The sequence below is a fragment of the Haloarcula sp. CBA1115 genome, from assembly GCF_000827835.1.
Lineage (GTDB): Archaea > Halobacteriota > Halobacteria > Halobacteriales > Haloarculaceae > Haloarcula > Haloarcula hispanica.
The window spans coordinates 2,221,835-2,244,296 of the sequence record NZ_CP010529.1 but is presented as its reverse complement, the minus strand read 5'-3'; the positions used below and the strand labels follow the sequence as shown (position 1 = coordinate 2,244,296).

General features: G+C 64.9%; 22 protein-coding genes. 10 read left to right on the top strand and 12 right to left on the bottom strand.

Translation table 11 applies throughout. The features are described 5' to 3' along the window. Positions 1–50: 50 nt before the first annotated feature. Positions 51–1,340, top strand: coding sequence for a hypothetical protein (locus SG26_RS11210; protein ID WP_050037603.1), 1,290 nt, complete (start codon positions 51–53; stop codon positions 1,338–1,340). Positions 1,341–1,409: 69 nt separating this feature from the next. After that, positions 1,410–2,057 carry a metalloregulator ArsR/SmtB family transcription factor gene (locus SG26_RS11205; RefSeq protein ID WP_014039629.1) on the top strand — a complete coding sequence of 216 codons (648 nt, stop codon included), beginning with the start codon at positions 1,410–1,412 and terminating at the stop codon, positions 2,055–2,057. A gap of 30 nt (positions 2,058–2,087) precedes the next feature. On the opposite strand, the gene SG26_RS11200 is transcribed toward SG26_RS11205, so the two are convergent. The 3 genes from SG26_RS11200 to SG26_RS11190 form a co-directional block, all read right to left on the bottom strand. Next, complete coding sequence (locus tag SG26_RS11200; RefSeq protein WP_014039628.1) at positions 2,088–3,653, bottom strand: Na+/H+ antiporter NhaC family protein; 1,566 nt, start codon at positions 3,651–3,653, stop codon at positions 2,088–2,090. A 361-nt stretch (positions 3,654–4,014) separates the two neighbouring features. After that, the gene (locus tag SG26_RS11195; RefSeq protein WP_050037602.1) at positions 4,015–4,524 is read right to left on the bottom strand and encodes a hypothetical protein; all 510 of its coding nucleotides are present in this window, start codon (positions 4,522–4,524) and stop codon (positions 4,015–4,017) included. Positions 4,525–4,597: 73 nt separating this feature from the next. Beyond that, positions 4,598–5,197 carry a hypothetical protein gene (locus tag SG26_RS11190; protein WP_050037601.1) on the bottom strand — a complete coding sequence of 200 codons (600 nt, stop codon included), beginning with the start codon at positions 5,195–5,197 and terminating at the stop codon, positions 4,598–4,600. Between the two features lie 195 nt (positions 5,198–5,392). On the opposite strand from SG26_RS11190, the gene gatD reads away from it, so the two are divergent. The 3 genes from gatD to SG26_RS11175 all read left to right on the top strand — a co-directional run bounded on the left by gatD (position 5,393) and on the right by SG26_RS11175 (position 9,334). Continuing rightward, the gene (gene gatD / locus SG26_RS11185) at positions 5,393–6,640 is read left to right on the top strand and encodes a Glu-tRNA(Gln) amidotransferase subunit GatD (protein WP_050037600.1); all 1,248 of its coding nucleotides are present in this window, start codon (positions 5,393–5,395) and stop codon (positions 6,638–6,640) included. A 96-nt stretch (positions 6,641–6,736) separates the two neighbouring features. After that, complete coding sequence (locus SG26_RS11180; protein ID WP_014039624.1) at positions 6,737–7,627, top strand: GNAT family N-acetyltransferase; 891 nt, start codon at positions 6,737–6,739, stop codon at positions 7,625–7,627. A gap of 51 nt (positions 7,628–7,678) precedes the next feature. Then, positions 7,679–9,334 carry a histidine kinase N-terminal 7TM domain-containing protein gene (locus tag SG26_RS11175; RefSeq protein ID WP_079980822.1) on the top strand — a complete coding sequence of 552 codons (1,656 nt, stop codon included), beginning with the start codon at positions 7,679–7,681 and terminating at the stop codon, positions 9,332–9,334. A gap of 101 nt (positions 9,335–9,435) precedes the next feature. Here the strand turns inward: SG26_RS11175 and SG26_RS11170 are convergent, their stop codons facing one another. From SG26_RS11170 to SG26_RS11160, 3 genes are all read right to left on the bottom strand, one after another. After that, entirely contained in the window at positions 9,436–9,714 is a 279-nt protein-coding gene (locus tag SG26_RS11170; protein WP_014039622.1) for a ubiquitin-like small modifier protein 1, read from the bottom strand. Between the two features lie 121 nt (positions 9,715–9,835). Then, on the bottom strand, positions 9,836–11,638 hold the full coding sequence (locus tag SG26_RS11165) for a TrkA C-terminal domain-containing protein (RefSeq protein ID WP_050037599.1): 1,803 nt from the start codon (positions 11,636–11,638) through the stop codon (positions 9,836–9,838). Next, a complete protein-coding gene (locus tag SG26_RS11160; RefSeq protein WP_023843136.1) occupies positions 11,635–12,915 on the bottom strand; it encodes a potassium channel family protein in 1,281 nt (426 codons plus the stop codon). The genes SG26_RS11165 and SG26_RS11160 overlap by 4 nt, the downstream gene beginning before the upstream one ends. 29 nt (positions 12,916–12,944) lie before the next feature. Between SG26_RS11160 and SG26_RS11155 the strand changes: the two genes are divergently transcribed. After that, positions 12,945–14,153, top strand: a complete 1,209-nt coding sequence (locus tag SG26_RS11155; RefSeq protein WP_050037598.1) for an NAD-binding protein — start codon at positions 12,945–12,947, stop codon at positions 14,151–14,153. On the opposite strand, the gene SG26_RS11150 is transcribed toward SG26_RS11155, so the two are convergent. Then, positions 14,150–15,664 (bottom strand): HPP family protein, encoded by a 1,515-nt coding sequence (locus tag SG26_RS11150; RefSeq protein WP_050037597.1) that lies wholly within the window; start codon positions 15,662–15,664, stop codon positions 14,150–14,152. The two genes, SG26_RS11155 and SG26_RS11150, sit on opposite strands and share 4 nt — an antisense overlap. A 112-nt stretch (positions 15,665–15,776) precedes the next feature. Further along, complete coding sequence (locus tag SG26_RS11145; RefSeq protein ID WP_004518634.1) at positions 15,777–16,502, bottom strand: nucleoside phosphorylase; 726 nt, start codon at positions 16,500–16,502, stop codon at positions 15,777–15,779. An 86-nt stretch (positions 16,503–16,588) separates the two neighbouring features. Between SG26_RS11145 and SG26_RS11140 the strand changes: the two genes are divergently transcribed. Continuing rightward, on the top strand, positions 16,589–16,810 hold the full coding sequence (locus SG26_RS11140) for a hypothetical protein (protein ID WP_014039617.1): 222 nt from the start codon (positions 16,589–16,591) through the stop codon (positions 16,808–16,810). A gap of 1 nt (position 16,811) precedes the next feature. Here SG26_RS11140 and SG26_RS11135 read toward each other — a convergent pair whose 3' ends face one another. Continuing rightward, positions 16,812–17,288: a hypothetical protein gene (locus SG26_RS11135; protein WP_175055154.1), complete on the bottom strand. Its 477-nt coding sequence runs from the start codon at positions 17,286–17,288 to the stop codon at positions 16,812–16,814. Between the two features lie 344 nt (positions 17,289–17,632). Between SG26_RS11135 and SG26_RS11130 the strand changes: the two genes are divergently transcribed. Beyond that, entirely contained in the window at positions 17,633–18,046 is a 414-nt protein-coding gene (locus SG26_RS11130) for a hypothetical protein (protein ID WP_044951686.1), read from the top strand. Between the two features lie 8 nt (positions 18,047–18,054). On the opposite strand, the gene SG26_RS11125 is transcribed toward SG26_RS11130, so the two are convergent. Further along, positions 18,055–18,891, bottom strand: coding sequence for a DUF63 family protein (locus tag SG26_RS11125; protein ID WP_050037596.1), 837 nt, complete (start codon positions 18,889–18,891; stop codon positions 18,055–18,057). A gap of 162 nt (positions 18,892–19,053) precedes the next feature. On the opposite strand from SG26_RS11125, the gene deoC reads away from it, so the two are divergent. Continuing rightward, on the top strand, positions 19,054–19,737 hold the full coding sequence (deoC, locus tag SG26_RS11120) for a deoxyribose-phosphate aldolase (protein ID WP_014039613.1): 684 nt from the start codon (positions 19,054–19,056) through the stop codon (positions 19,735–19,737). 50 nt (positions 19,738–19,787) lie between these two features. Then, on the top strand, positions 19,788–21,071 hold the full coding sequence (locus SG26_RS11115; protein ID WP_050037595.1) for a tRNA (N(6)-L-threonylcarbamoyladenosine(37)-C(2))-methylthiotransferase: 1,284 nt from the start codon (positions 19,788–19,790) through the stop codon (positions 21,069–21,071). Positions 21,072–21,114: 43 nt separating this feature from the next. Here the strand turns inward: SG26_RS11115 and SG26_RS11110 are convergent, their stop codons facing one another. Then, complete coding sequence (locus SG26_RS11110) at positions 21,115–21,501, bottom strand: DoxX family protein (protein WP_050037594.1); 387 nt, start codon at positions 21,499–21,501, stop codon at positions 21,115–21,117. 33 nt (positions 21,502–21,534) lie between these two features. After that, positions 21,535–22,449, bottom strand: a complete 915-nt coding sequence (locus SG26_RS11105; protein ID WP_014039610.1) for a cation diffusion facilitator family transporter — start codon at positions 22,447–22,449, stop codon at positions 21,535–21,537. Positions 22,450–22,462: the final 13 nt, after the last annotated feature.

The window sequence follows — 22,462 nt, the reverse complement described above, 5'->3', positions numbered from 1 at the left end:
CGAACGAAGGCGTTTCTTTTTGATGTGGGAGGGCAGAAGTAGGGATAGGAATGAGCCCACGCCAGGCCACGCTCCTCACAGTGCTGGTCATCGTCGGGACTGTCGCTGTCGGCCTCCCGGCCGTGACAGCGCAGGAGACCGCGACGGAGACAGTGGCCACGCAGAACGACTCTACTAGCGGGATGGGGACGCAACTCACGGCGTTCCTCCAGTCGAACTCTGCCGCCGCGAACGACACGGTCGAGAACGGGATGTGGCGGTCGGCATACAACCAATCGAACGGAACTGAACGAGCCGAACTGGTCACGGAGCGAGCTGGCTCGCTCGAACGCCGGCTAGAACGGCTTCAGGAGCGCAACGACACGCTTGAACAGCGATACGAGAACGGAAACATCAGTGAGCAGGCGTACATAGCTCAGCAGAGCCGCCTCACGGCGGAGATCGCGGGCCTACAGACCGCGATTAACGACACCGACACGGCCGCCGAACAGACCGGTGTGAACGACACCGCACTGGAGCGGCTGAAACAGAACGCAAGCAAGCTCTCCGGCCAGCAGGTCTCGTCGATTGCTCGCGGCATCGCCGGACCACCAGAGACCGCCGGCCCAGGTGAGCAGGGACCACCGGACGACGCCGGAGTCAATCGAAGTGAGCAGGGACCGCCGGACGATGTTGGGACCAACCAGAGCGAACAGGGACCACCAGCCAACACGTCCGAACGGGGTGCAAACCAGAGTGAACAGGGACCGCCTGCTGACGCCCCCGGACAACAACGAAACGAGAGCGACCAGGGGCCACCGGACGACGGGCCTGACGACAGCGGAAACGAAACCGGGGAGTCCACACAGGGAAACGGGGCTGAACAGGGCAACGACAGAGGCAACGGGAATGGGGACGGCAATGACAGCGGCGACAATACCGCAGGAGACGACAGCGGTTCAGATGAAGCCGACAGTGGTGGGGAGGATGATTCAGCCGGTACATCGGACTCGGACGACAGTGCTGACGACAGTTCCGATGGCTCTGACGGAAGTTCTGGCAGTGACGGTGCTGACGACAGTTCCGATGACTCTGACGGGAGTTCTGGCAGTGACGGTGCTGACGACAGTTCCGATGACTCTGACGGGAGTTCTGGCAGTGACGGTGCTGAGGACACCTCTGATAGTAACGGTGCTGATGATTCTGGCGGCGCGTCCGGCGGTAACAACGGCGACGCGAATAACGGCGGAAACGATAACGGGCAAGGGAACAGTGGCGGACAGGGCGGTAATGGCGGAAGCGGCCAGGGGAACGGGAACAGCGGCTCACAGAGCATGTCGTGGATTGACCTGCTAACGTAGCCGGGAGACACCAGTAAACCGCCCGACGAGAGTCATGCTTTTGAACCGTGACCCGCTACCTACGTATCGATGGACTCCGCCGAGTTACTCAATCTCCTTGGAAACGCCAACCGCCGGCGGATTCTCAAACTCCTCGCACACAAGCCCTGCTACGTCACCGAAATCAGCGAATACATCGGCGTCAGCCCGAAAGCGGTCATCGACCACCTCCAGAAGCTCGAAGACGCCGGGCTCGTCGATTCCCGGACGGACGACCAGCGCCGGAAGTACTTCTCTATCGCCCGGAATCTCCGCCTGGAAGTCCGAGTCTCTCCCTACGAGTTCGGTACCAAGAGCGCCTACCCGGCAAACCCCGAGTTCGAGATGCCCTCCTGTCGCCATCTCTCGATAGACGTGGGGTCCACGTCCGACGGGGATTTTCACGACTTGGCGCGGGAACTGGAGCATCTCCAGCAGCTAGAGAACGAACTGTCGCTGGCCCAGCGATGGGTGCAGGCCCGCATGACCGACGTACGGGACCGCATCGACTCCGGCTTCGCGAACGGCGACGGACGACTGTACGCAGAACTGGTCAGCGGGCTCGCAAACGGTATCGATACCGTTCCGGCGCTGGCCCGAGAGATCGAGGCCCCGCCGGAAATCGTCGAGGAAGCGCTCACTCGGCTTGCAGAGGACGACGTGGTCGAACGGACCGACGACGGCTGGGAAATCGTCTGAACAGAACAGTAGTTCAAACAGCGGACCGTCTCAGTCCGCTTTCGACCCGTACGAACTCGGAACCTCGACCGACAGCTGTTCCGAGAGCAGGTACGTCACAGACCCGACAGCGGCCAGTCCGATCGGGAGTGCGATGTACGCCGGGACACCGTAGCCGGCCATCAGGAACAGCCCGGTTGCGACGATGCCGGCCAGCACTGCGTAGGGAATCTGGGTGTTCACATGGTCGACGTGGTCGCTCGCGGCGAACATACTCGACATCACCGTCGTGTCGGAGATGGGCGAGCAGTGGTCGCCGAACAGCGCACCGGTCAGGATCGCCGCGATGGCCGGTGCCAGCGGCGCGCCGAGCGCGTGTCCGAGCGGGATCGCGACCGGGAACAGAATACCCATCGTCCCCCATGACGTGCCGATGCTGAAGCTGATTATGACGGCGCTGAGAAAAATGATAGCGGGCAGCATCCCGGCCGTAATAATCCCCTCACTGATGGCGACGACGTAGGGGCCGACACCCAGTGCCTGGCTCACAGCGCCGATAGACCACGCGAGCGAGAGCACCGCGACGGGGAACATCACCATTTTGAACCCCTCGAAGATGGCGTCGCTCACTTCGTCGACCGCGATGCGTGCGTGCCCGACCAGAATTGTTAGAATGACCAGACAGGCCGAAAACGAGGCCCAGACGATGGCGTCCGCGGTGGCCGCGTTCGACAGTGCGTCGGTGAGACTGCGCCCGGCGAACCCGCCGCCGGAGTAATACAGCGAGAACCCGGTCACCCCCACGAGTGCGGCGATCGGCGCGGCGAAGTACCACCACCGCGGGTCGACGTGGTCGGGCGTCACGATATCGTCCTCCTGTGTTTCCATCAGCGGGTCCGCGTTGTCGCCGAGGACTTTCCCCTCCTCTCTGGCTCTGCGTTCGGCCTTCGCCATCGGGCCGAAGTCCAGGTCCGCGATGACGATAATAAAGACCATTGCGAGCGCAAGGAGACTGTAGAACCGATAGGGAATCGATTCGAGGAACAGCAGGAACGCGCTTCGGTCCACCCCGATTGTGGTCAGTTGCTCGGCGATGAGTCCGACTTCGAACCCGAGCCACGTCGAGACGACTGATATCGACGCGGTCGGTGCAGTGGTGGAGTCGAGGATATACGCCAACTTCTCGCGACTGATGTCGAACTTGTCGGTGATCGGGCGCATGACCGACCCGGTAATCATCGTCGAGGCGTACGAGTCGACGAAGATGGTCATTCCCAGTAGCGACGTGCCAAGCGCCGCCTGCCGGCGGGTCCGAATGCGCTTGACCATCTGTGACGCCAGCGCGTTCATCCCGCCGGAGAGGAAGATCATCCCCAGCATTGCCCCGATGAGGAACGTAAACAGTAGCAGTTTGACGTTGAACGGTTCGGTCACGTTATCCACGACGAACTGGAGGCTCCGGGCGGCTCCGGCGGCCGGATTCCAGCCAACCAGTACCGTCGCACCGATCCAGATACCTGCAAACAGCGAGAGGAGTACTTGGCGAGTGAACAGCGTCAGTACAATGGCGAGCATCGCCGGAAACAGGCTGATGAGCCCGTATGTCTCTGGTGCCATGCGTTCTATTTCTGGGATTACATACGAGATTTATAAGCGTTATCAACCTGAGATACTAGGTGTGAAAACCCAGAAGACGGAATATCTACCCAGAACTAGCACTTTATTCTGGACATATGCCGTTATATTGGGGTTGACTGACAAGACCGTGACAACCAAGATTACGTGACAAAGAGTTCATTCGCGTCGAAACTGCTACGGTCTGTCGCTCTCGTAAACAGGGGGTACCGACATCAGACATCGCTATAACTTGGCGGGAGAGTAGGATATACTGCATACGGAACGACGGGATCGTGAAATACAGTTTAGCGAGTGCAGCAGCCACGGCCCCGGTACTAACCGGAATATGCAGTCAGCGGAATCACAAGTCCTTCGTCAGCCCGCTCCGCAGGTCGCGGCCGAAGTAGTGCCCGACAAGCGCGAGCACGAGGCCGACCCCGCCAGCGATAGCGAACAGTCTGGTGCCGTTCAGTCCCGCGGCGAGCTGTGGGAGGAGGGACAGAACAGCCGTTGCGCCGCCGCTGACAGCGCCCGCCAGACCCAGTTCGGCGTATCGGCGCTCGCTGGCGAGCAGTCCGTAGACGAATCCGCCAAGCAGGATGCCGACCAGTTCGGTGAACGGGACGAGCGGTATCAGCCCGCCGAGCACCATCCCACCGCCGACCGCACCGAAGGCGAACAACAGCGCTCGGAGCGAAAAGTAGCTCCCACTGTCTTTGGTGGTGGAGTCGCTGACAGAAGACTCCGCATCGCGCGATTCCCCGACAGCGACGTCCGTCTCCGCTGACTCCGTCACGCCGACATCGACGCCGAGGTCACTGCCCGATTTTGCGTCCGCGTCGCGGGTCCGCTCCTCGGTTCGTTCGGCCATATAGAGTGTGTGACCGCGAGCAGTATGGTCCTTGTGGGGGCCGCCGGCAGTCAGGGATACAGTGGTGTGTCGCTCAGATACCGAGCCACTCGTCGTTGCGAACCGAGTAGCCGTTCGACCGGCAGAACTTCGCCGCCTGTCGGCGGACGTCGCGGGACCCGGGAAGCGTCTCTTTCTCGTGGATGCGCTCGATGATCCAGTCGGCGATGGCCCGGATACCCTCGTCGTCGTCATCCGCGTCGATAGCCCGCAGCTCCCGAAACGTCCGCTCGTAGCCGTCGCGCTGTGAGGCGCCAAAGGACGCGCTCTGGTGTTCGTCGGCGGCCTCGACGACGCGTTTCATCGCCCCGGCTACCGTCGGCCGCTGGACCCGCGTCCGGACCTCGGCCGGCGATTCGAAGGACTCGACCTCCGCATCGGGCAAGAGGTCCGCGACAGTGTACGTCCCGTCGGCCGACTCGATTTCGTGATCGCCGACCGTAGCGACCACGTCAGCCGCTGTCGCCGGGAATTCGAGCGATTCGAGTTCTGTCTCGAAGTACGCGAGTTCCGTCGGATCGACCGGCGGCTCGGGTTCGTCCGCCCGCTCAAGTTCCTCAGTGATAGCGCGCTCCCGCTGGCGGCGCTCCTCGTTTTGGGCCTGGGCTTCACGGCCGTTCTTGTTGTCTGCCATACTTGTTAGGAGAATGTCTAGTGGGATAACATTGTGGTCTGATAGCGTTTGTAACTCGCAGTAACGGACGTAGATATCCCGGACCAGAGCCGCGGCGAGCGCCCCAACCGCCGGCCGGTCGCCAGATCCGGCGCGTGGCTGAGAGCGCTCGCCGAAACGAGTGGGTTCAAGTCCCACCGGCGGAAAGTGCCGCGCATGAACGCAGGCGACCGGGTCCGCGTCGAGCGCGCGGCCCAGACCTACGAGGGCGTGGTGCTCCCGTCGAGTACGCCCGACCACCTCGTCGTCAAACTCGACGGCGGGTACAACGTCGGCATCGACCGAGAGGACGCGTCCGTCGACGTGCTGGAATCGGACGTGTACGACGTCGAGAGCGCACAAGACGAACAGAGCCAGTCCGCCATCGAGTTCGACGACGACCTCCCGACGGTCTCGCTGATCTCCACCGGCGGCACGATTGCCTCGACGGTCGACTACCGCACCGGCGCGGTGACGGCCCAGTTCGACGCCGAGGACGTGCTTCGGGCGGTGCCGGACCTAGCGGGGATGGCGAACTACCGCGGCCGCGTCGTCGCCAACATCCTCTCTGAGAACATGACCCCGGCAGTCTGGCAGGACCTCGCGCAGGCGGTCCACGAGGAAATCGAGGTCGGCGCGGACGGCATCGTCGTCATGCACGGCACCGACACGATGCAGTACTCCGCGTCGGCGCTGTCGTTCATGCTCGACACGCCGGTCCCCATCGTCTTTACGGGCAGCCAGCGCTCGGCGGACCGACCGTCCTCGGACAACGTGATGAACGCCGTCTCCGCCGTCGAGGCCGCCACGAGCGACTGCGCGGAGGTGCTGGTCTGTATGCACGCCGACGAGTCCGACGACCGCTGTGCGCTCCATCGCGGCACTCGCGTCCGGAAGAACCACACCTCGCGCCGGGACGCCTTCGAGACGGTCGGCGCGAAGCCGCTCGGCGAGGTCGACTACGATATAGACGGCGAGAGCACAGTTACGTTCCACCGCGAATACGCCGAACGGGACGCCGTCGACCTGGCGCTGCACGACGACATCGAGACAGACGTGGAACTCCTGAAGTTCTCCCCCGGAATGGACCCGTCGCTGCTAGAAGCCGCCGCCGAGGACAGCGAGGGCGTCGTCATCGAGGGAACCGGGCTCGGCCACGTCAACACCGACTGGATCGGGACCATCGAGGAACTCGACATCCCGCTTGTCATGACCAGCCAGTGCCTCGAAGGGCGGGTCTGTGACCGCGTCTACGACACCGGCCGGGACTTGCTCGACGCCGGCGTCATCGAGGGCGAGGACATGCTCCCCGGCACAGCGAAGGTCAAGCTCATGTGGGCGCTGGCAAACAGCGACGACGTTGCCGACGCCATGCAGGAACCCCTTGCCGGCGAGATTCAGCAGCGTTCGACGCCGTGGCTGTAGCACCGAACACGGTGTGGTAGCCTCGGCGGGACGGGCCGTTCCCGGCTGGCGAATCGACGCGACCCTTTTTTCACCGTCGCGGGAGAGTCTGCCCGTATGTCGCCGACTGTTCGGACGGCTCGTCACGACGACTACGACGATATCGTCGAACTGACAAGCGATGTCTGGGCCGACCGCGCGATGGCCGATTACATCCCCGACGTGTTCCGTGACTGGGTCGACGACGACGGCGCGGACCGGAAAACCCTCGTCGTCGATGTTGACGGTCACGCCGTCGGCCTCGCGCAGGCCGTCATGCTCACTGAGACCGAGGCGTGGTTTCAGGGCATGCGTATAGACTCGGACTACAGAGGGCAGGGATTGGGGTCGCTGCTGACCGACCACCTCATAGAATGGGCGGCCGATGCCGGCGCGTCAGTCGGCCGAAGCATGGTGTTTTCCTGGAACGAGGCCGGACTCGGGCAGTCGCTGGCTGCTGGCTTCGAGGCGGTCACGTCGTTCCGCTGGGTACACCCCGAGCCACGGGACGAGACGCCCGGGATGACTGTCGGAAACGACCCCGCGACAGCGTGGCGCTACTGGCAGGAGAGCGACGGACGAGACGTCCTGTCCGGGCTCGCGCTCGACAGCGGGGAGAGCTGGGCGCTCTCGACGCTGACGCGGGACACGCTCGACCGGCTGGCGACTGACCAGGCGGTCCTGACCGTCGGGGATAAGCCACGAGGCCTGGCGTGTCGCGTCCGGACGACCGAAGCTGACGGCGAACGGCTCGCGGAGTACGCTGTCGGGGTGTGGAGCGACGTCGACGCTGCGCGGGCGTTGTTCACTGCGATAGCCGCCGACGCAGCTACGCTCGGCGTTGACGGGACGCGGGTCCTCATCCCCGAGACACCGCGCCATGTGGCCCAGGCCGCGTACGCCAGCGGGAACATCGACGGCCGCCCGGACTTCGTGTTCGAGATAGACGGCCTCGGAGAGTTATCATAACCGATAACGCGGACGCAACACTCATTCAGATACACGCCCAGTCACCGATAGATGGATCTTGTTGGGAGTTCGCCGGCATTTCTCGTATACGTCGCGGCGTACGGCCTCGCGGCGGTCGGCTGCGGCGTCGGGCTCTACAGAGCGACTCGCATGGAAGATCCCGATACCCGCCGCGGGATGGTCGGACTCCTTCTCTGTAGCGGCGGCTGGGCGGCGCTGCAACTCGGGTTCCTGATCACGCCCGGGACGCTTGGATACGCGTTCTACCTCGGCAGCCTCATCGTCGGTCTCGCGACGGTCGGTGCGTGGCTGTACTTCTGTTCGGCGTACACCGGGCGGGCGTTCCACCGGAACCGACTATACCGTGTGGTCGCCGTGAGCGTGTACCTCGGTATCGTCACGGTGAAGCTGACCAATCCGCTTCACGGGCTCTATTTCGCCACGCAGTTCGTCTCTGAGCCGTTCCCGCATCTGGCAATCACACACGGCGTGTTTCACTGGGTGGTGACGGGACTCTCCTACGCGCTCGTCACCGTCGGCTTCTTCATGCTGTTCGAACTGTTCCTCGAAGCGGACTACGACACCCGTCCGCTGGGCGTTCTCGTCGGTGTCACGGCGATTCCGGTAGTGTTCGACATCGTCGGGTTCGTCACCGACATCCTGCTCGACATCAATCACGAGCCGCTCGGCGTCGCACTGTTCGCGTTCGGTGTCCTCTACGTGTACGACGAGGCGTTTCTCGCCGTGCAACTGACCGATGGCGTCGACGATGCTGTCGTATATCTCGACGATGACCGCTACATCAAGGAGTCTAACGGCGAGGCACAGCGGCTCTTCCCGGCGCTGGCCGGGAGCCGCGGGCAGCAGCTCGACACAGTGTTGCCGGCCGTCACTGAGATACTGCAAACGGACGAGCAGATTCTCGAACGGAACCGGAACGGCGGGACGGAGTACTACCTCGTCAGCGACACCTCGTTTTCGCTGGGGCAGGTCGACATCGGTCGGATGCTCGTGTTCACCGACGTGACCGAAAGCGAGCGACGTCGCCGCGAACTCGACCGACAGAACGAGCAGTTGGAGGGGTTCGCAACCGCGATCAGACACGAGCTTCTGAACACGCTCCAGATAATCACCGGCCGCGTCTCCGTCGCCGGAGACGCTCTAGACCGCGGCAAGGTCGGTCTGGCGAAAGAATCCCTCCAGTCGACGTCCGAGACAGCCGAGCGGATGTCCGAAATCGTGGACGGACTCGCGACGCTGGCCCGACACGGGCAGACAATCGACGAAACGACAGCTGTCGACCTCCAGCCGGTCATCGACGGAGCCTGGGACCGTGCCGACACGAACGGCCTCACGATGGCGGCCGACGTGGAGGGACAGATAATCGCCGATCCGACTCGATTGCGGGACCTCTTCGAGAGTGGGTTCACGTTCGCGGCCCACAACGACGCGTCGACGGTCACCGTCGAGCGAGAGGCCGACGAGATCGTCATCACCGACGACGGAACCCCGGCGGGCGAAACAGCGGCGGAGGCCTTTTTCGAGTACGGCGGTGCGATGCCGGACGCCGAAGCCGGGATGACGCTCCCGAACCTGCGGATGCTCGCCCGGACCCACGGCTGGGACGTGACGCTCGATACTGAGTATCAGGACGGCGTGCGAATCGTCATCTCGAACGTGACGGTGGCGGGCGCGCTGGAAAGCTGACACAGACGACAGGTCGTGCTATACGGATTGTCGAAGATTGTTTCGGGAGAGTGCCGGCTCCAAAGTCGACACATACCCGAAAACCGCTCCGACGAGCCGTATCAACCGCCGCTGACCGGCGGGAACAACGCCAGTTCCGTCTCCTCGTCGACTGCCGTCGCCAGCCCCTCACCGGCGGCGAACGGGTCCTCGCCGTCGACGAGCACCCGGACGTGGTCGGCCAACTCCTCGTTCTCGTCGAGCACCTCCTCGGCGAGCGCCGGTCGCGACGCGAGCAGCGCATCGAGCGCCGTTTCGACCGTGGCCTCGCCCTCGATATCGACGCTGACCGACTGGCCGTCGGCCGCGTCCCGGAGGTGTGCGAACAGTTTCCACTCCATAGCCGTACTCCGGGCGTCCGGCAAAAGAGGGTTCCGGACCGAGGTGTGTCCGGCCCGTTCAGGTGGACCGGGGAAGGGCAGCCGGCGACGGCGTGCATCCAGCAATAGGGAGGCCCGCCTCTCAGTTTGACTTCTCCGAGTCGTCACCAGCGCCCGATTCGTCGTCGACGCCGTCTCCGTCCTCGGCGGGCGCTTCGGAGTCCGCCGAGTCGCTGTCGTCGACCTCGTCCGCAGTCAGCTCGTCGTCCGCCCCGTCGATTCGCTCTTCCGGGTCCCACACTTCGACGGTGTCGTCGCCGTCGTCTGCCGGCAAGTCCTCGAACGCCTCGTCCGCAGTCAGCTCGTCGTCTGCGTCCTCCACATCGGCGTTCCGAAGCGCCGCCAGCGGGTCGTCGTCCGTGGGTTCGTCTCCGGTCTCGGTTGTCCCGTCGTCAGCGCCGATATCAGCCAGGCCAGCGTCAGCAGCAGTATCAGCCGCCCCATCCTCAGCGGCGGTGTCAGCCGGTTCACCGGCAGTGTCGGTGTCAGCTCTGTTTATCTCAGCGTCGGTGTCGGTCGTATCCTCGGCATCGGTCTCGGCCGCGTCGACATCCCCCGCGCTGTCGTGGGCATCGGCATCAGTCGTGTCGGCCGCTGGTTCAGCCGCCCCGTCAGTCTGCTCAGTTCCAGCAGCCGGGTCAGACGCGCCTGACTGGCCGTCCTCGTCAGCAGTATCGTCTTCCGACTCGTCCGTCACAGTCGCTGTCGTGGTCCCTTCCGTGGCTTGCTCCAGCCGCCGCAACGCGTCCGGCGTGGCGATTGCGTAGATAGTGTCGCCGGCCGCCAGCACACGCCCGCGAGACGGAATCGTCTCCGGTTGCTGGTCGTCGCGGGTAATCGCGACCACAGTGACTGCCAGACTGCCGACCGCCGCACCGTCGAGCGTGCTCCCCGGTTCGACGGTGGCGGTGCCCATCGTCTCGTCGGCCGCACGAAGCAGCGAGGCGAACTCCCGGTCGGAGCGGTCCTGCACCGGGAGCGTGACGAGCTTGTACTGCGTTTGCGGGTCGAGTTTCGGCGTGTCGGCGGCGTCGATAGCGACTGTCACCACGTCGTCGGCAACGCCCCGGAGTTCGCCGGTGAGCACGCGCTTCGCCGGCGCTTGCTCCCAGACCTGAACCAGATCGCCGGCGCTCGCGGCGTGGGCCGGATCGGCCTGGATGGCGACGGCGTTCGTCGAGGGCGGCAGCGTCGGGCCGATGCCGGCCGCCCGTGAGCCAACGGCGAGGTAGTCGACGTTGCCGTCGTCGGCCAGTTCGACGTCTACGTGGCCGACGCCGTAATCGGTCTTGAGGCGGACGACCAGGCGGTCCCGGAGTTCGTCTTTCGTCAGCCGCCGCGGGAAGAGAAAGCGCCGGTTCGCGAGCGTCTCTTTGGTCTCGTCTGGCATCGGGTCGTAACCGATGATGTCGTCGATATCCTCGGGCAGGCGAACGGACGTGACGCGGCCGACGGTCTGGACGATTTCGCTCACGTCGGCGTCGATGTTCCGGCCGCCGGTCGCGGCGAAGAGGTCGACGCCCAGTCGGTCCCCGATACGCATCCCGCCGTAGGCCCCGACGCCGCCGGCGAGGAACGCAGCGAGGTTCAACAGGACTGCACCGGCCGCCAGCACGTCCTCGCGCTGGGCGATGACCTCGCTGAGCGCCGTCGTCGCGCCGATAACGAGGACGACCGCGGTCAGGCCGAACAGGACCGCCAGCCCGGTCTGAATGCGTTCGCGGACGTACCAGCGATAGAAGACGGCGATAGCGCCCGCCGGCGTCGCGGCGAGCAGCGTGATGACGAGGAGCCAGACAACGCCCTCGACCAGCGCCCGCGACACCGTCCCCAGTTGCAGGTTCGCACCGACCTGTGCGAGCAGTGTCAGGCTGAGCGGCGTCATGCGACCGCCTCCGCGAAGGCGTCGAGGTCGGCGCGGCGGCCAATCGCGTACAGTTCGTCGCCGGCCTCGACAGCCGCGTCGCCGCGTGGCGCGACCTGCCAACCGTCCGCCGTCCGGATAGCGACGATGGCAACGTCGTAGACCTCCCGAACTTTGGCGTCCCGGAGCGTCGTCCTATCCAGCGGGCCGTCGGCGCGAACTGTGAGACGGCGAAACCGGCTTCCGGCCCGACGGAGCAGGGAGACAAGTTCGTACTCCCGATGGGTTCCGCGGGGTTCGACCACGACCTTTGGCTGAGCCGACCGCAGGAGTGGTTGCACGTCCGTCCGGGTCACGGCGACCGTGAGCCGGCCCTCGCCGCCGTCAGTCGTCGGTGCCTGTACCGGCGTTGGGGGCGTCTCGGAGTCAGCGATCTCCGGTTCCGTCGGCGTCTCGGCGGGCGTCTCGTCGGCCGACGGAGTCGACCGCGCGCTCACGACGGTCCCCCGGACCTGTGCGTCCTCAGTCAGCACCGTCACCTCGTCGTTGCGGGCCAGCCCGGTCGGCAACAGGGCGTCTACCGAGACGGCGTGGCGGTTGTCGCCCACACGCTTCGAGAGGCCGGAGAACGGCGGCGCGGCGACGACTGTCGCCCGCCCCTGCTCGTCTATCGAGACGGCAGCGTCGCCGAGGTCGAACTCCGATTTCAGGCGCTCCTCCATCCGGCGTTCGAGTTCGCCGATACGGAGGTCCGCCGGGAACCGCCACTCTTCGGTGCGTATCTCGGCCCGGAGTGGCTCCGAAAGCGGCGGATACCCTTCCATGTCGGCCACGTCGCCGACGACGCGGATACGAACCTCGTCGCGGCCACCGACAAATTCGGCCACGTCCGCCGAGAGTTTCTTCTCGCGTAGCCCCTGGAAAGAGAGCCGCTTCGGGAACTCCGCCCCGAGCTGGTCGCCCTTGCTGTGAGCGTACAGCGACACCATCCCGACGAGAACGATTGCAGTAATGATTCGCTCGGCGTTGGGGGCCTGCGTAATCGACTTGTCCGCCAGTGCCATGAGGCCCCCGCTGACGCCGGCAAGTGCGATTGCCAGCACGACAACACCGAACCCCGGCACGGTAATGCCGGTAAAGTACTTGAAACTGAACCCCAGCGCCCACGACACGAGCGCGGGAATCACTCCCACCAACAGCCCCAGATAGATCCCCATCAGCACCTCGACCGGGAGCGAAGCCATGTCCACATCCTGCGTGGCCGGTAGTAAATCGCTTCCGGCCCGCGGACAGTACATTTACACCCACCGCTGTAATCTGGATGGGTATGGACAGGCCGCGGAACTGGTTGGGAGCGCGCGCAACGATACTCTTGCCGGTCCTGGTGGCAGTGCTGTCGTTCGTCACTGGTGTGGTCAACATCAGTGCCGTGTCGATCAGCGGGCCGCTCGGGGACCTCATTCCGCGAAGCATCCAGCGCACCGCCGGGTTTACCGGTGCGCTCACGGGATTCACGCTACTCGTTAGCGTCGTCGGACTCCGTCGCCGCCTGCGGGTCGCGTGGTACGCGACCGTCGTCTTACTTCCCGTCGCGGCGGTTCAAGGGCTGGTGCAGAACTCGGAGGTGCCGCTCCCGTTTATCGGCCCAGTGCCGAGTTCGGCGGTGTCGATACCGCTCGTCGCGCTCTCGCTGCTCTCGCTCCCAGTAATATTGCTGAACCGGCGGCGGTTCGACCGGTCGGTCGACCTCTCGACAGCGCAACTGGCCGCGGGCGCGGCACTCCTCGGCTCGCTCATGTACGGGACGGCGGGATCGTACGCGCTCCGGGACGAATTCACCAATCTTTCGACGGCGACCGACGCGTTCTACTACACGCTGGTCACGGCCAGTACCGTCGGGTACGGCGACATGACCCCACAGAGCCAGCAGGCGATACTGTTCGGTATGTCGGTGGTCGTCCTCGGGACGGCCAGTTTCGCCATCGCGCTGGGGTCGCTGCTGGGCCCGGCAATCGAGAAGCGGCTTTCGGAGGCACTCGGAAACATGACTGACGCACAACTGGACTTGCTCGAGAACCACGTACTGGTGCTCGGCCACGGCGACCTGACGGAACCGATCATCGAGGAACTGACCGGCGCAATCGATTTCGTGGTCATCACGCCGGACACGGAGACGGCCACGCGGCTCCAACAACAGGACATCCCCGTTCTGACCGCGGACCCGAGCGACGAAGAGCCGATGCAACGGGCCGGTATCGAGGAGGCCGCGGCGGTCGTCGCGGCGACGAACGACGACGCACAGGACGCGCTGGCGATACTGACGGCACAGACGCTCAATCCGGAGGTCAACATCGTCGCCGGGGCGACCGACCGCGAAAACATCGAGAAGCTCCGCCGGGCGGGCGCGGACACAGTCATCAGCCCGGCGGTGCTGGGCGGGCACCTCATCGTCCAGTCTGCACTGGGTCGCGAGGGGATGGAGAACATCGCCGACCACCTGCTCGACGTGAACGACGAGGACGACGCAGATATCTAGGCCCGGCCGCGGTCGACGATAGCGACGTCCGTCTCCACGTCCTCCAACCGTTCGAACGTCGGCGGCGAGATGAACCGCGACGCCTTGCTCCGGTCGCGGCTCGCCCCGATCATGACCAGGTCGTATTGTGGGGCGGTATCGGTCAGGAACGTCTGGATATCCGTCCGCGGGACTCGCGTCTCGAACGCCCCCTCGTACGGTTCGATGAGGTCCGCGAGCATCTCTTCGGCCCGGCGGCGGTCCCCGCGGGAGCCGATACAGGTCGCGACGGCGACCCGCCCGCTCCGGCCGGCCAGTCGCGTGGCGAAGTCGACCATATTGTGGGCCACGTCGCTGACAGACCGCACGGGGACGATGACCTGCTTCCAGCGGGTCCGGTCGCTCCGTGACCGATGGACGACGATGTCGCTCTCACTTCGGAACAGCCGCTGTAAATACGACGTCAGCGCCCCGTGTCGACTCTCGTAGGGCGCGACGATGAGGTCGCAGTTGGTTTCGGCCGCGGTCTGCAGCGTCGTCTTCGCCGGTGACCCGTCGTCGCTCGCGACGACGACCTGACAGGAGACGCCCGTTCGCGTCTCGATGCGGTCGGCGTGGGTCTCCAGCCAGTCGACCTCCGCTTCGAGGTCAGTCTGGTCGGGTGATACCGACGCGTTGGCTGGGTCACCGCCGTCAGCGACGGGACGAGTCCGGGCCGATGGCGAGCCGGACCCGTTCTCCGACCGGATGTCCATCTGTATCGTGTCCCGCATGAGCGACTGTTGGGTTGTGGCGGCGTCGCTGTCCGAAACCATGTCCAGCAAGACGACTTTCCCGGCTTCGTGGGCAGCCGCGAGCCGCGCGCCCAGCATCGCTGTCTGGCCAGCCGAGTCGCCGCGCATCGGGACGAGGACGTGGTCGTCGCCGGACATCGACTCGTACAGGTACGTCGCCCGCTGCTCGTAGAACTCCTCGCGCCAGACGACGAAGAGGGCTGCCACGAGCGAACTCGCGAGGAAGATGCTGACAACGAACGCCGCCCGCTGGCTCGGTTCGACCAGCAGCGCCAGCAGGGCGGTGGAGTACGACGACGGCTCCTCGATGTCGAGCGGCCAGGTGACCACGCCGGTCGCGAAGACGGCGAGACCGGCACCGAGCGCGCTGACGCCGAACTGGCCGCCCGGGGCTGTGAGGTAGCTGTTCGAGACGGCGAGCGCGCCCAGCCCGCAGACCGCACCGATGGTGAGTCCCGCGACGAACCGCTTCGGGTCGGAGTACTTGCTCGTCGGATCGACGAAGAGCGTGTACGACCCCGCTGCAAGCGGCGGGAACAGCAGGAAGCTCAGTTGTGGGACGGCGTTCGCCAGCGTCGTCACCAGCACGATAGCCAGCGGGACGAACACCAGCATGGAGAGGTGGACGAGGTTTTCGGTCACCTCGGCCCACCGTCTGAAGTCCTGTAGTTCGCGGCGCTCGACCCGCCGGAGCCGTCTGACCGCCGCGCGGAGTCGTTTCCGGAACTGGTCGAGCATACAGTTTCCCACGGGAGAACGTCTGTTAAGCCCTCCGCCGGGAAGCGGCGCGACCGACCGATCACACGGGACACCCCCGACGGGCGCTCGCAGAACCCAGCGGTTCCGACGCTTACAGCGACGTGGTCGCCGTCAGACTGATTTCGATGGCGCGTTCGACGTTGTTCTTGGCTTTCTCGGGGAGTTCCTCGTCCTCAGTTTCGCCCTTCTGTGTCCCCTCGACGAGGTTTCCGTCGACGGTACAGATAGCGCCCGAGCGCAGGCCCTTGCGACGACACAGCGAGAACAGCGCGGCGGCCTCCATCTCGACGGCCAGCAGGCCAGCGGCCTCCCAGTCGTTGATGTACTCGTCCGTCTCGGCGTAGAAGGCGTCGTCCGTGGCGATGGGGCCGACGTGGACGTCCTCGTCGTTCGCCTCGGCGGCGTCGACCAGCGACGAGAGCACGTCGTAATCCGGGACGGCCGGGACGGACTTCGATTCGTAGCGCTGGGACGTTCCTTCGTCCTTGGCAGCGCCGTTAGCGACGACCATGTCGCCGATTTCGATGCCTTCCTGAAGCGCGCCGGTCGTGCCGACGCGGATGAGCGTCTCGACGCCGACAGCTTCCAGTTCCTCGACGGCGATGGCCGTCGAGGGCGACCCGATGCCGGTCGAACAGATCGTCAGTTCGCGGCCGTCGTAGGTCGCATTGACGAGTTTGTACTCGCGGTTCTCCGCGACGACCTCGTGGTCGTCACAGAGGCCCGCAATGCGGTCGACACGCCCGGGGTCACCCGGCACGAGCGCGATGTCTGTCAGGTCACCCGGTTCGACGAGTAGATGCGGTTGTTTCGCCATACAGGCCAGTCGCACGGAACTATTTAGTAGTCAGTGGATTCCCGTCGTTCACAACAGTGAGGTAGGACGGCCGCGAGAGCGGACGTATGGCAGACGATCTCTCGCTGTTCGACAGGCGGATGCGAGGACCGGCGGGTATCGCTCTCGCCGCCGGAGTCGTCCTCGGACTGCTGACCGGCTACACCGTCGGCGCGGGAACGCCGGACGGCCCCTCGTGGACCCTCGTCGTCCCGTTCGCGCTCCTTGCCAGCGTATTCCTGTATCTCGGAGCCTACAGAAACCTCTCGAAGCGGGTCGAGGATACGTAGCTTACAGCCAGGTGACGAGCACCGGGACGAACAGCGCGAGCGCCGTCCCGAAGATGAACGCCGTGAGCGCCCACTGTCGAATGATCTCGTCGGCATCGTCCCGGACGCTGCCGCCGAAGCGAGGCATGGCGATGCGGGCGAAAAAGTAGTAGATGAACGCGGTGACGCCCGCAACGCCGATAATGTGCGGTAGCAGCGGGACGCCGTTGAGCGAGACTGCCGTCGGAAGCACGGACGAGAGGCCTGCAACGACCGCGCCGTAGAGCAGTGCCGCAACGAGGGCGGTGCCGTGATGCACGACGGCGGCGAGCGGACGGCCCACTGCGGCCGGGTCAGCACGAGTGAGGCCGGCCGCGGCGACGTGCGCCGGCAGGTACCCCTGGTCCTGTGTCATCATCGGGATGTTCAACAACAGACCGACGACCGCACCGGCGACGACACAGACGCACGCCCACTGCGTGAGGGGGTAGTCAAGCACGTATCGTCCCTTGTTCGCAGTGCCAATGAGCCTTGTGTCATGCGGCTGGGGAGAGCAGAAACGACAGGTCTGGTGGCGGGATAGTCCGTTGCGAGGATACCCTCCCGAGATATCACCGACGGCTCTGGCACTGTCGAGTGTAGTACCGCAGAGTCTGGCAGGGTACATAGAGTGATGAGACAGTACGGTATGCGGACCCAGGTGTTATCACACCCGTTTCAACACCCTCAGCTGTGTCGTTTCGGGTCAATCGGGGATGGCTGTCCTCGCCGTTCAATTCACTCAATATATTACACCACAGTGATATATATGTCGCCGGCCAGTTATATGTGGTAAGTTATACTATGACACAGCAACGCTACCAGAACGGGAAGCAGGTGATTAGACGCTGGGACGAGGTTTTCAAGGCCGTTACGGCCGAGCCGCGGCGGCAGCTCGTCATCTCGTTGTCAGACGCCCACCCCGACGAGACCGTCCCACTCCCCGAAAGTGCCGTAAACCCCAACGTCCCACGCGACCCGGCGGTCCTTCGACAGGAACTGTACCATTGTCACCTGCCGATGCTGTCCGACCACGAGTTCATTACGTGGGATACAGAGCCACTGGTCGCCGGTCGCGGACCACGGTTCGAGGAGGTGGCCGTCGTGCTCGAATCGCTGCAGTCGAACGCGACGGACATGCCGGAGCCGCTCGTGTTCGGGTGTCAGCGGCTCGAACAGGAACGGCAGGAGCGACGCAGCGATTCGGTGGCAGAATAACGCCGCCCTCAGACCGGGCTGAACAGGAACAGGACGATGTTGTTCGTGGCCGGGCCGATACCGACGGCGGTCACGAGCGCGAGCAGGAGGCTCGCTTCGACCGGGTCCTCTTCGAGGTAGTCATCGAGCAGGAAGACGACCGCAATCGCCACGAGCAGTTTGACGAACACGAACAGCCAGCCTTTGCCGAGATACAGCGCTGTCGGGAGTGTCCCGGCAAACTCCATGATACGGGCGGGGATCGGCGTTCGCTCCGTGATACCGATAACGTCAGCGCCGACCGCCGTCGAGACGCCGTCGAGCATATGCGCGAACACGACAGTCGGGGCCGCATAGCGCATCCGAACCACGACCGGCGTCCGCCACAGCGCGACCGCAAGCACCGTTACAGCGGTGACAACAGTCGCGACGACGACGGCGACAGTCGGCCAGATGAGCCCCAGCAGGCCGGACTCCAGTGCCATCACGACGGCGATGACGAGCAACACAGTCAGGAGTCCAATGCCGATGTACCCCAGATTGCGCGATATCGTCTCGCTGTGGCCGCGCCGGACGCTGAACAGCGTCAGCGTGATCCAGACGACACCCAGTGTGACGAACGTCGTGAGGTACACCGCCGGTGCGCCGAACAGCGGTGCGACCACGGGCCTGTACGCTTCAATCGGTGGCTGGTGGAACGCGTGGAGCGCGCCGCCGAGTGCCATCCACGGCGTCAGGGCGACCACGGTCCGCTGGTCGATCGGTGGTTCGAGGGCGTACAACAGCGCTGTCACCACGAGTGTGCCCGCAAGCAGCGCCACGGTGTACTCAAGCGGCGGGAGCGCTAACCCCGAAGGCAGTACCATGTCCCTCACGCCGACGCCGACGAGGGAAAACCTTCCGAACGAGACCGACGGAGGGCACACCGGTACGAGCGGCTATCGCGGACAGCCACTACAGCGGGACACCCGGCCCGCACCGTCCGCCGCCCGCCGTCTTTACGTAGACACCGCGTGTCACCCCGCGGTATGGACGACATTCCAGACCGCATCGAGCATACAGTCCTCGGCCCGACGACGACACCGGACGACGTACGAACCTGCCTCGACGAGGCGCTGCAGTACGGGATGCGGGCGTGTATTCCGCCGTGTTACCTCCCGCTGGCGACGGAGTACGCGAACGTCCCACTCACGGCCGTTATCGACTTCCCTCACGGCCAGGGCCAGACCGACAGCGTCTGTCAGGCGGCCAAACTGGCCTGGGACGCCGGGGCCGACGAACTGGATATGGTGTGTAACATCGGCCTACTCAAGGCCGGCGAGGACGACGCCGTCCGGGACCACATCACCGAGGTCGTCGCCAGCGTCCCGGTTCCCGTGAAGGTCATCGTCGAAGCGCCGCTGCTCTCTGACGACGAACTCGAACGGGTCGGCCAACTGGTCGCAGACGCTGACGCCGCGTATCTCAAGACCGCGACGGGGTTCAGCGAGGGCGGCGCGACAGTCCACGACGTGGAGATCCTCAGCAAGTACCTCCCGGTGAAAGCCAGCGGCGGCGTCGGGTCGTGGGCCGACGCCGAGGCGATGTTCGAGGCCGGGGCCGAGCGTATCGGGGCCTCTAGCGGCGATACTATCGTCCGAGAGTGGCAGGGCGAAACTCCAACCAAACCGGAGACAGACCGAGACGACGCGGACACAACCGACGGCTACTGACCGGTCTAATCCGTCGCCCTTTTGCCGTCCTGGCGATAGTGTCTGGATGAATGGCCCGGTATCATATCGAGACGTACGGGTGCACCTCGAACAGAGGTGAGACCCAGCAGATCGAGCAGGCGCTCCGGGAGGGCGGGCACCATCCCGCCGACGGGCCGGAGTCGGCTGACGTAGCGATTCTCAACACCTGTACGGTGCTTGAGAAAACCGAGCGGAACATGCTCGCACGGGCCAAAGAACTCGACAAAGAAACGCCGGCCGACCTCGTCATCACGGGCTGTATGGCGCTCGCACAGGGCGAGGAGTTCCAGACCGCCGACGTCGACGCGGAGGTACTCCACTGGGACGACGTGCCCCAGTACGTCCTCAACGGCGAGTGCCCGACAATCACGCCGGACACCGAAACGGTGCTCAACGGCGTCGTTGGTATCCTTCCCATCGCACGGGGGTGTATGTCGGACTGCTCCTACTGCATCACGAAGCAGGCGACCGGTCGAATCGAGTCGCCCTCGGTCGAGGAGAATGTCGAGAAGGCCCGCGCGCTCGTTCACGCCGGCGCGAAGGAAATCCGCATCACGGGCCAGGACACCGGCGTCTACGGCTGGGACACGAACAAGGGGACGAGCCTGCTGCCGGAGCTACTCGACCGCATCTGCTCCGACATCGACGGTGACTTCCGGGTACGCGTCGGCATGGCGAACCCGAAGGGCCTCCACGGCGTCCGCGAGGAACTCGCGGCGGTGTTCGCCGAGCACGACGAACTGTACAACTTCATCCACGCGCCGGTCCAGTCCGGCAGCGACGACGTGCTGGCCGATATGCGCCGGCAACACGCCGTCTCGGAGTATCTGGAGGTCGTCGAGACGCTGGACGACCACCTGGACTACTGGACGCTGTCGACGGACTTCATCGTCGGCTTCCCGACCGAGGAGCCGGCCGACCACGAGGAGTCGATGGCGCTGCTGCGCGAGACCCGGCCCGAGAAGATCAACGTCACGCGCTTCTCCAAGCGGCCCGGGACCGACGCCGCCGACATGAAAGGCCTGGGCGGCCAGACGAAGAAGGACCGCTCGAAGGAGATGAGCGAGGCGAAGATGGAACTGATGGCCGAAGCCTACGAGGAGATGGTCGGGCGCACCTCGTCGGTGTTGCTCGTCGAGGACGGCACCGACGAGTCGCTGGTGGGCTACGACGAGGCCTACCGGCAGGTCGTCATCGCCGACGCAGAGGAGCGCGGGCTCAAAATCGGCGACACGGTCGACGTGGAGATCACGAGCCACAACACCGTCTACGCCTTCGGCGAGCCGATCGAGCGGGCGCAGGTCGCGGACTGAGCGGGTCGGCAGCCCGAATTTTCAGTCGGAATCGACCGAGCCGTCAGTCACCGCTGTAGGCTTCACGAAGGAACGCTATCGCTCCGCCGAACATCGCGAGGTTGCCGAAGAAAGCCAGGCGCTCACCACTCTTGTCGTCCGGGTCGGCGTTCCAGAAGTCGTGCATCGTCGGGGTAACGACGGCGAGGAACGTGGCGACGGCACCGGTCGAAACGCGCGGGAGCCGCCAGAATGCCGTCCCCAGCCCGCCGACCAGCATCATCCCCGAGGCCAGCGGGGCCAGCAGGTCCGGCGCGGGGACACCCGCAGACTCAGCGTACTCGATTGCATCCTCCATGTCGCGGAAGTCCTCAGCGGCCTGGAGGGCCACACCGAGGCCGAACAACAGTCGTCCAAGCGCGAGCCAGCTACGTGATGAGTCGTCACTCATATGCTACGGCATGGCACGGAAGCTACTAAAACGTCACTCCAGGTCAGCGAGTCGTTCCACTTCCTCGTCGTCTTTCCACTCGCCGAGTTCCTTCGGGTCGACGTGGATGAACGCGTCGTCGACCTCCGGGAGTTCCTCGATGGACTTGATGACCGCCGTCTCGATGTCGTGGGCCTCGAACAGCGTCAGGTCGCCTTCCACCTCGATGTGGAGGCTCACGTCGATTTCGGGGCCGACGTAGTGGGCGATAACGTCGTGTGCGCCTCGGACCTGCGGGTGGTCCAGCGCGCGGCGAAGAATTTCGCGCCGGAGGTCCTCCGGTGGTGCGCCGCCAACGAGATAGGTGACGTTTTCCTGTACGACCTCGATGCCGGTGTAGATGATGCCGATGGCGACGACGAGCGCAGCCAGCGGGTCGGCAATGGGGTAACCGGCCATCGCACCACCGACGCCGACCAGCGCCGCTCCCGCGGTGAGGATGTCGTTGCGGTTGTCCTTCGCCGTCGCAATGAGCGCCGGGGAGTTACGGTCCGTGCCCGCGCGGAGACAGTAGCGGTAGAGGGCGTACTTCGCGACGGCCGAGAAGGCGAGCACGAGCACGGCGGCTGGCCCCTGTGTTACCGAGATGTTCCCGGTCAGCAGGGCAGTACCGGCGTTCCAGAGGACGAACCCGCCAGCGGAAAAGATACCCGCGGCGACGAACAGCGAGACGAACGGCTCGATACGTTCGTGGCCGTGGGGATGCTCGAAGTCCGGCGGGCGCGTCGTCAGGTACAGCCCAGCGACGATGACCAGCGAGTAGGCGGTGTCGGCGGCGCTGTTGACCGCCTCGGACTGGACAGCGAAGCTCCCGGTGGTGAGCCAGACGCTGGCTTTCAGCAGCACGAGGAGGAGATTGACGCCGAGAACGAGCAGGCCGACCCGCCTGAGCGTCGCGCGGCGTGACATTGCTCCCCCGTTG

Bases quoted from the DNA above. Each gene is read 5' to 3' on its own strand.
- SG26_RS11210 (WP_050037603.1), top strand. From the start codon at position 51: ATGAGCCCACGCCAGGCCACGCTCCTCACAGTGCTGGTCATCGTCGGG.
- SG26_RS11205 (WP_014039629.1), top strand. From the start codon at position 1,410: ATGGACTCCGCCGAGTTACTCAATCTCCTTGGAAACGCCAACCGCCGG.
- SG26_RS11200 (WP_014039628.1), bottom strand. From the start codon at position 3,653: ATGGCACCAGAGACATACGGGCTCATCAGCCTGTTTCCGGCGATGCTC.
- SG26_RS11195 (WP_050037602.1), bottom strand. From the start codon at position 4,524: ATGGCCGAACGAACCGAGGAGCGGACCCGCGACGCGGACGCAAAATCG.
- SG26_RS11190 (WP_050037601.1), bottom strand. From the start codon at position 5,197: ATGGCAGACAACAAGAACGGCCGTGAAGCCCAGGCCCAAAACGAGGAG.
- gatD (WP_050037600.1), top strand. From the start codon at position 5,393: ATGAACGCAGGCGACCGGGTCCGCGTCGAGCGCGCGGCCCAGACCTAC.
- SG26_RS11180 (WP_014039624.1), top strand. From the start codon at position 6,737: ATGTCGCCGACTGTTCGGACGGCTCGTCACGACGACTACGACGATATC.
- SG26_RS11175 (WP_079980822.1), top strand. From the start codon at position 7,679: ATGGATCTTGTTGGGAGTTCGCCGGCATTTCTCGTATACGTCGCGGCG.
- SG26_RS11170 (WP_014039622.1), bottom strand. From the start codon at position 9,714: ATGGAGTGGAAACTGTTCGCACACCTCCGGGACGCGGCCGACGGCCAG.
- SG26_RS11165 (WP_050037599.1), bottom strand. From the start codon at position 11,638: ATGACGCCGCTCAGCCTGACACTGCTCGCACAGGTCGGTGCGAACCTG.
- SG26_RS11160 (WP_023843136.1), bottom strand. From the start codon at position 12,915: ATGTACTGTCCGCGGGCCGGAAGCGATTTACTACCGGCCACGCAGGAT.
- SG26_RS11155 (WP_050037598.1), top strand. From the start codon at position 12,945: ATGGACAGGCCGCGGAACTGGTTGGGAGCGCGCGCAACGATACTCTTG.
- SG26_RS11150 (WP_050037597.1), bottom strand. From the start codon at position 15,664: ATGCTCGACCAGTTCCGGAAACGACTCCGCGCGGCGGTCAGACGGCTC.
- SG26_RS11145 (WP_004518634.1), bottom strand. From the start codon at position 16,502: ATGGCGAAACAACCGCATCTACTCGTCGAACCGGGTGACCTGACAGAC.
- SG26_RS11140 (WP_014039617.1), top strand. From the start codon at position 16,589: ATGGCAGACGATCTCTCGCTGTTCGACAGGCGGATGCGAGGACCGGCG.
- SG26_RS11130 (WP_044951686.1), top strand. From the start codon at position 17,633: ATGACACAGCAACGCTACCAGAACGGGAAGCAGGTGATTAGACGCTGG.
- SG26_RS11125 (WP_050037596.1), bottom strand. From the start codon at position 18,891: ATGGTACTGCCTTCGGGGTTAGCGCTCCCGCCGCTTGAGTACACCGTG.
- deoC (WP_014039613.1), top strand. From the start codon at position 19,054: ATGGACGACATTCCAGACCGCATCGAGCATACAGTCCTCGGCCCGACG.
- SG26_RS11115 (WP_050037595.1), top strand. From the start codon at position 19,788: ATGGCCCGGTATCATATCGAGACGTACGGGTGCACCTCGAACAGAGGT.
- SG26_RS11110 (WP_050037594.1), bottom strand. From the start codon at position 21,501: ATGAGTGACGACTCATCACGTAGCTGGCTCGCGCTTGGACGACTGTTG.
- SG26_RS11105 (WP_014039610.1), bottom strand. From the start codon at position 22,449: ATGTCACGCCGCGCGACGCTCAGGCGGGTCGGCCTGCTCGTTCTCGGC.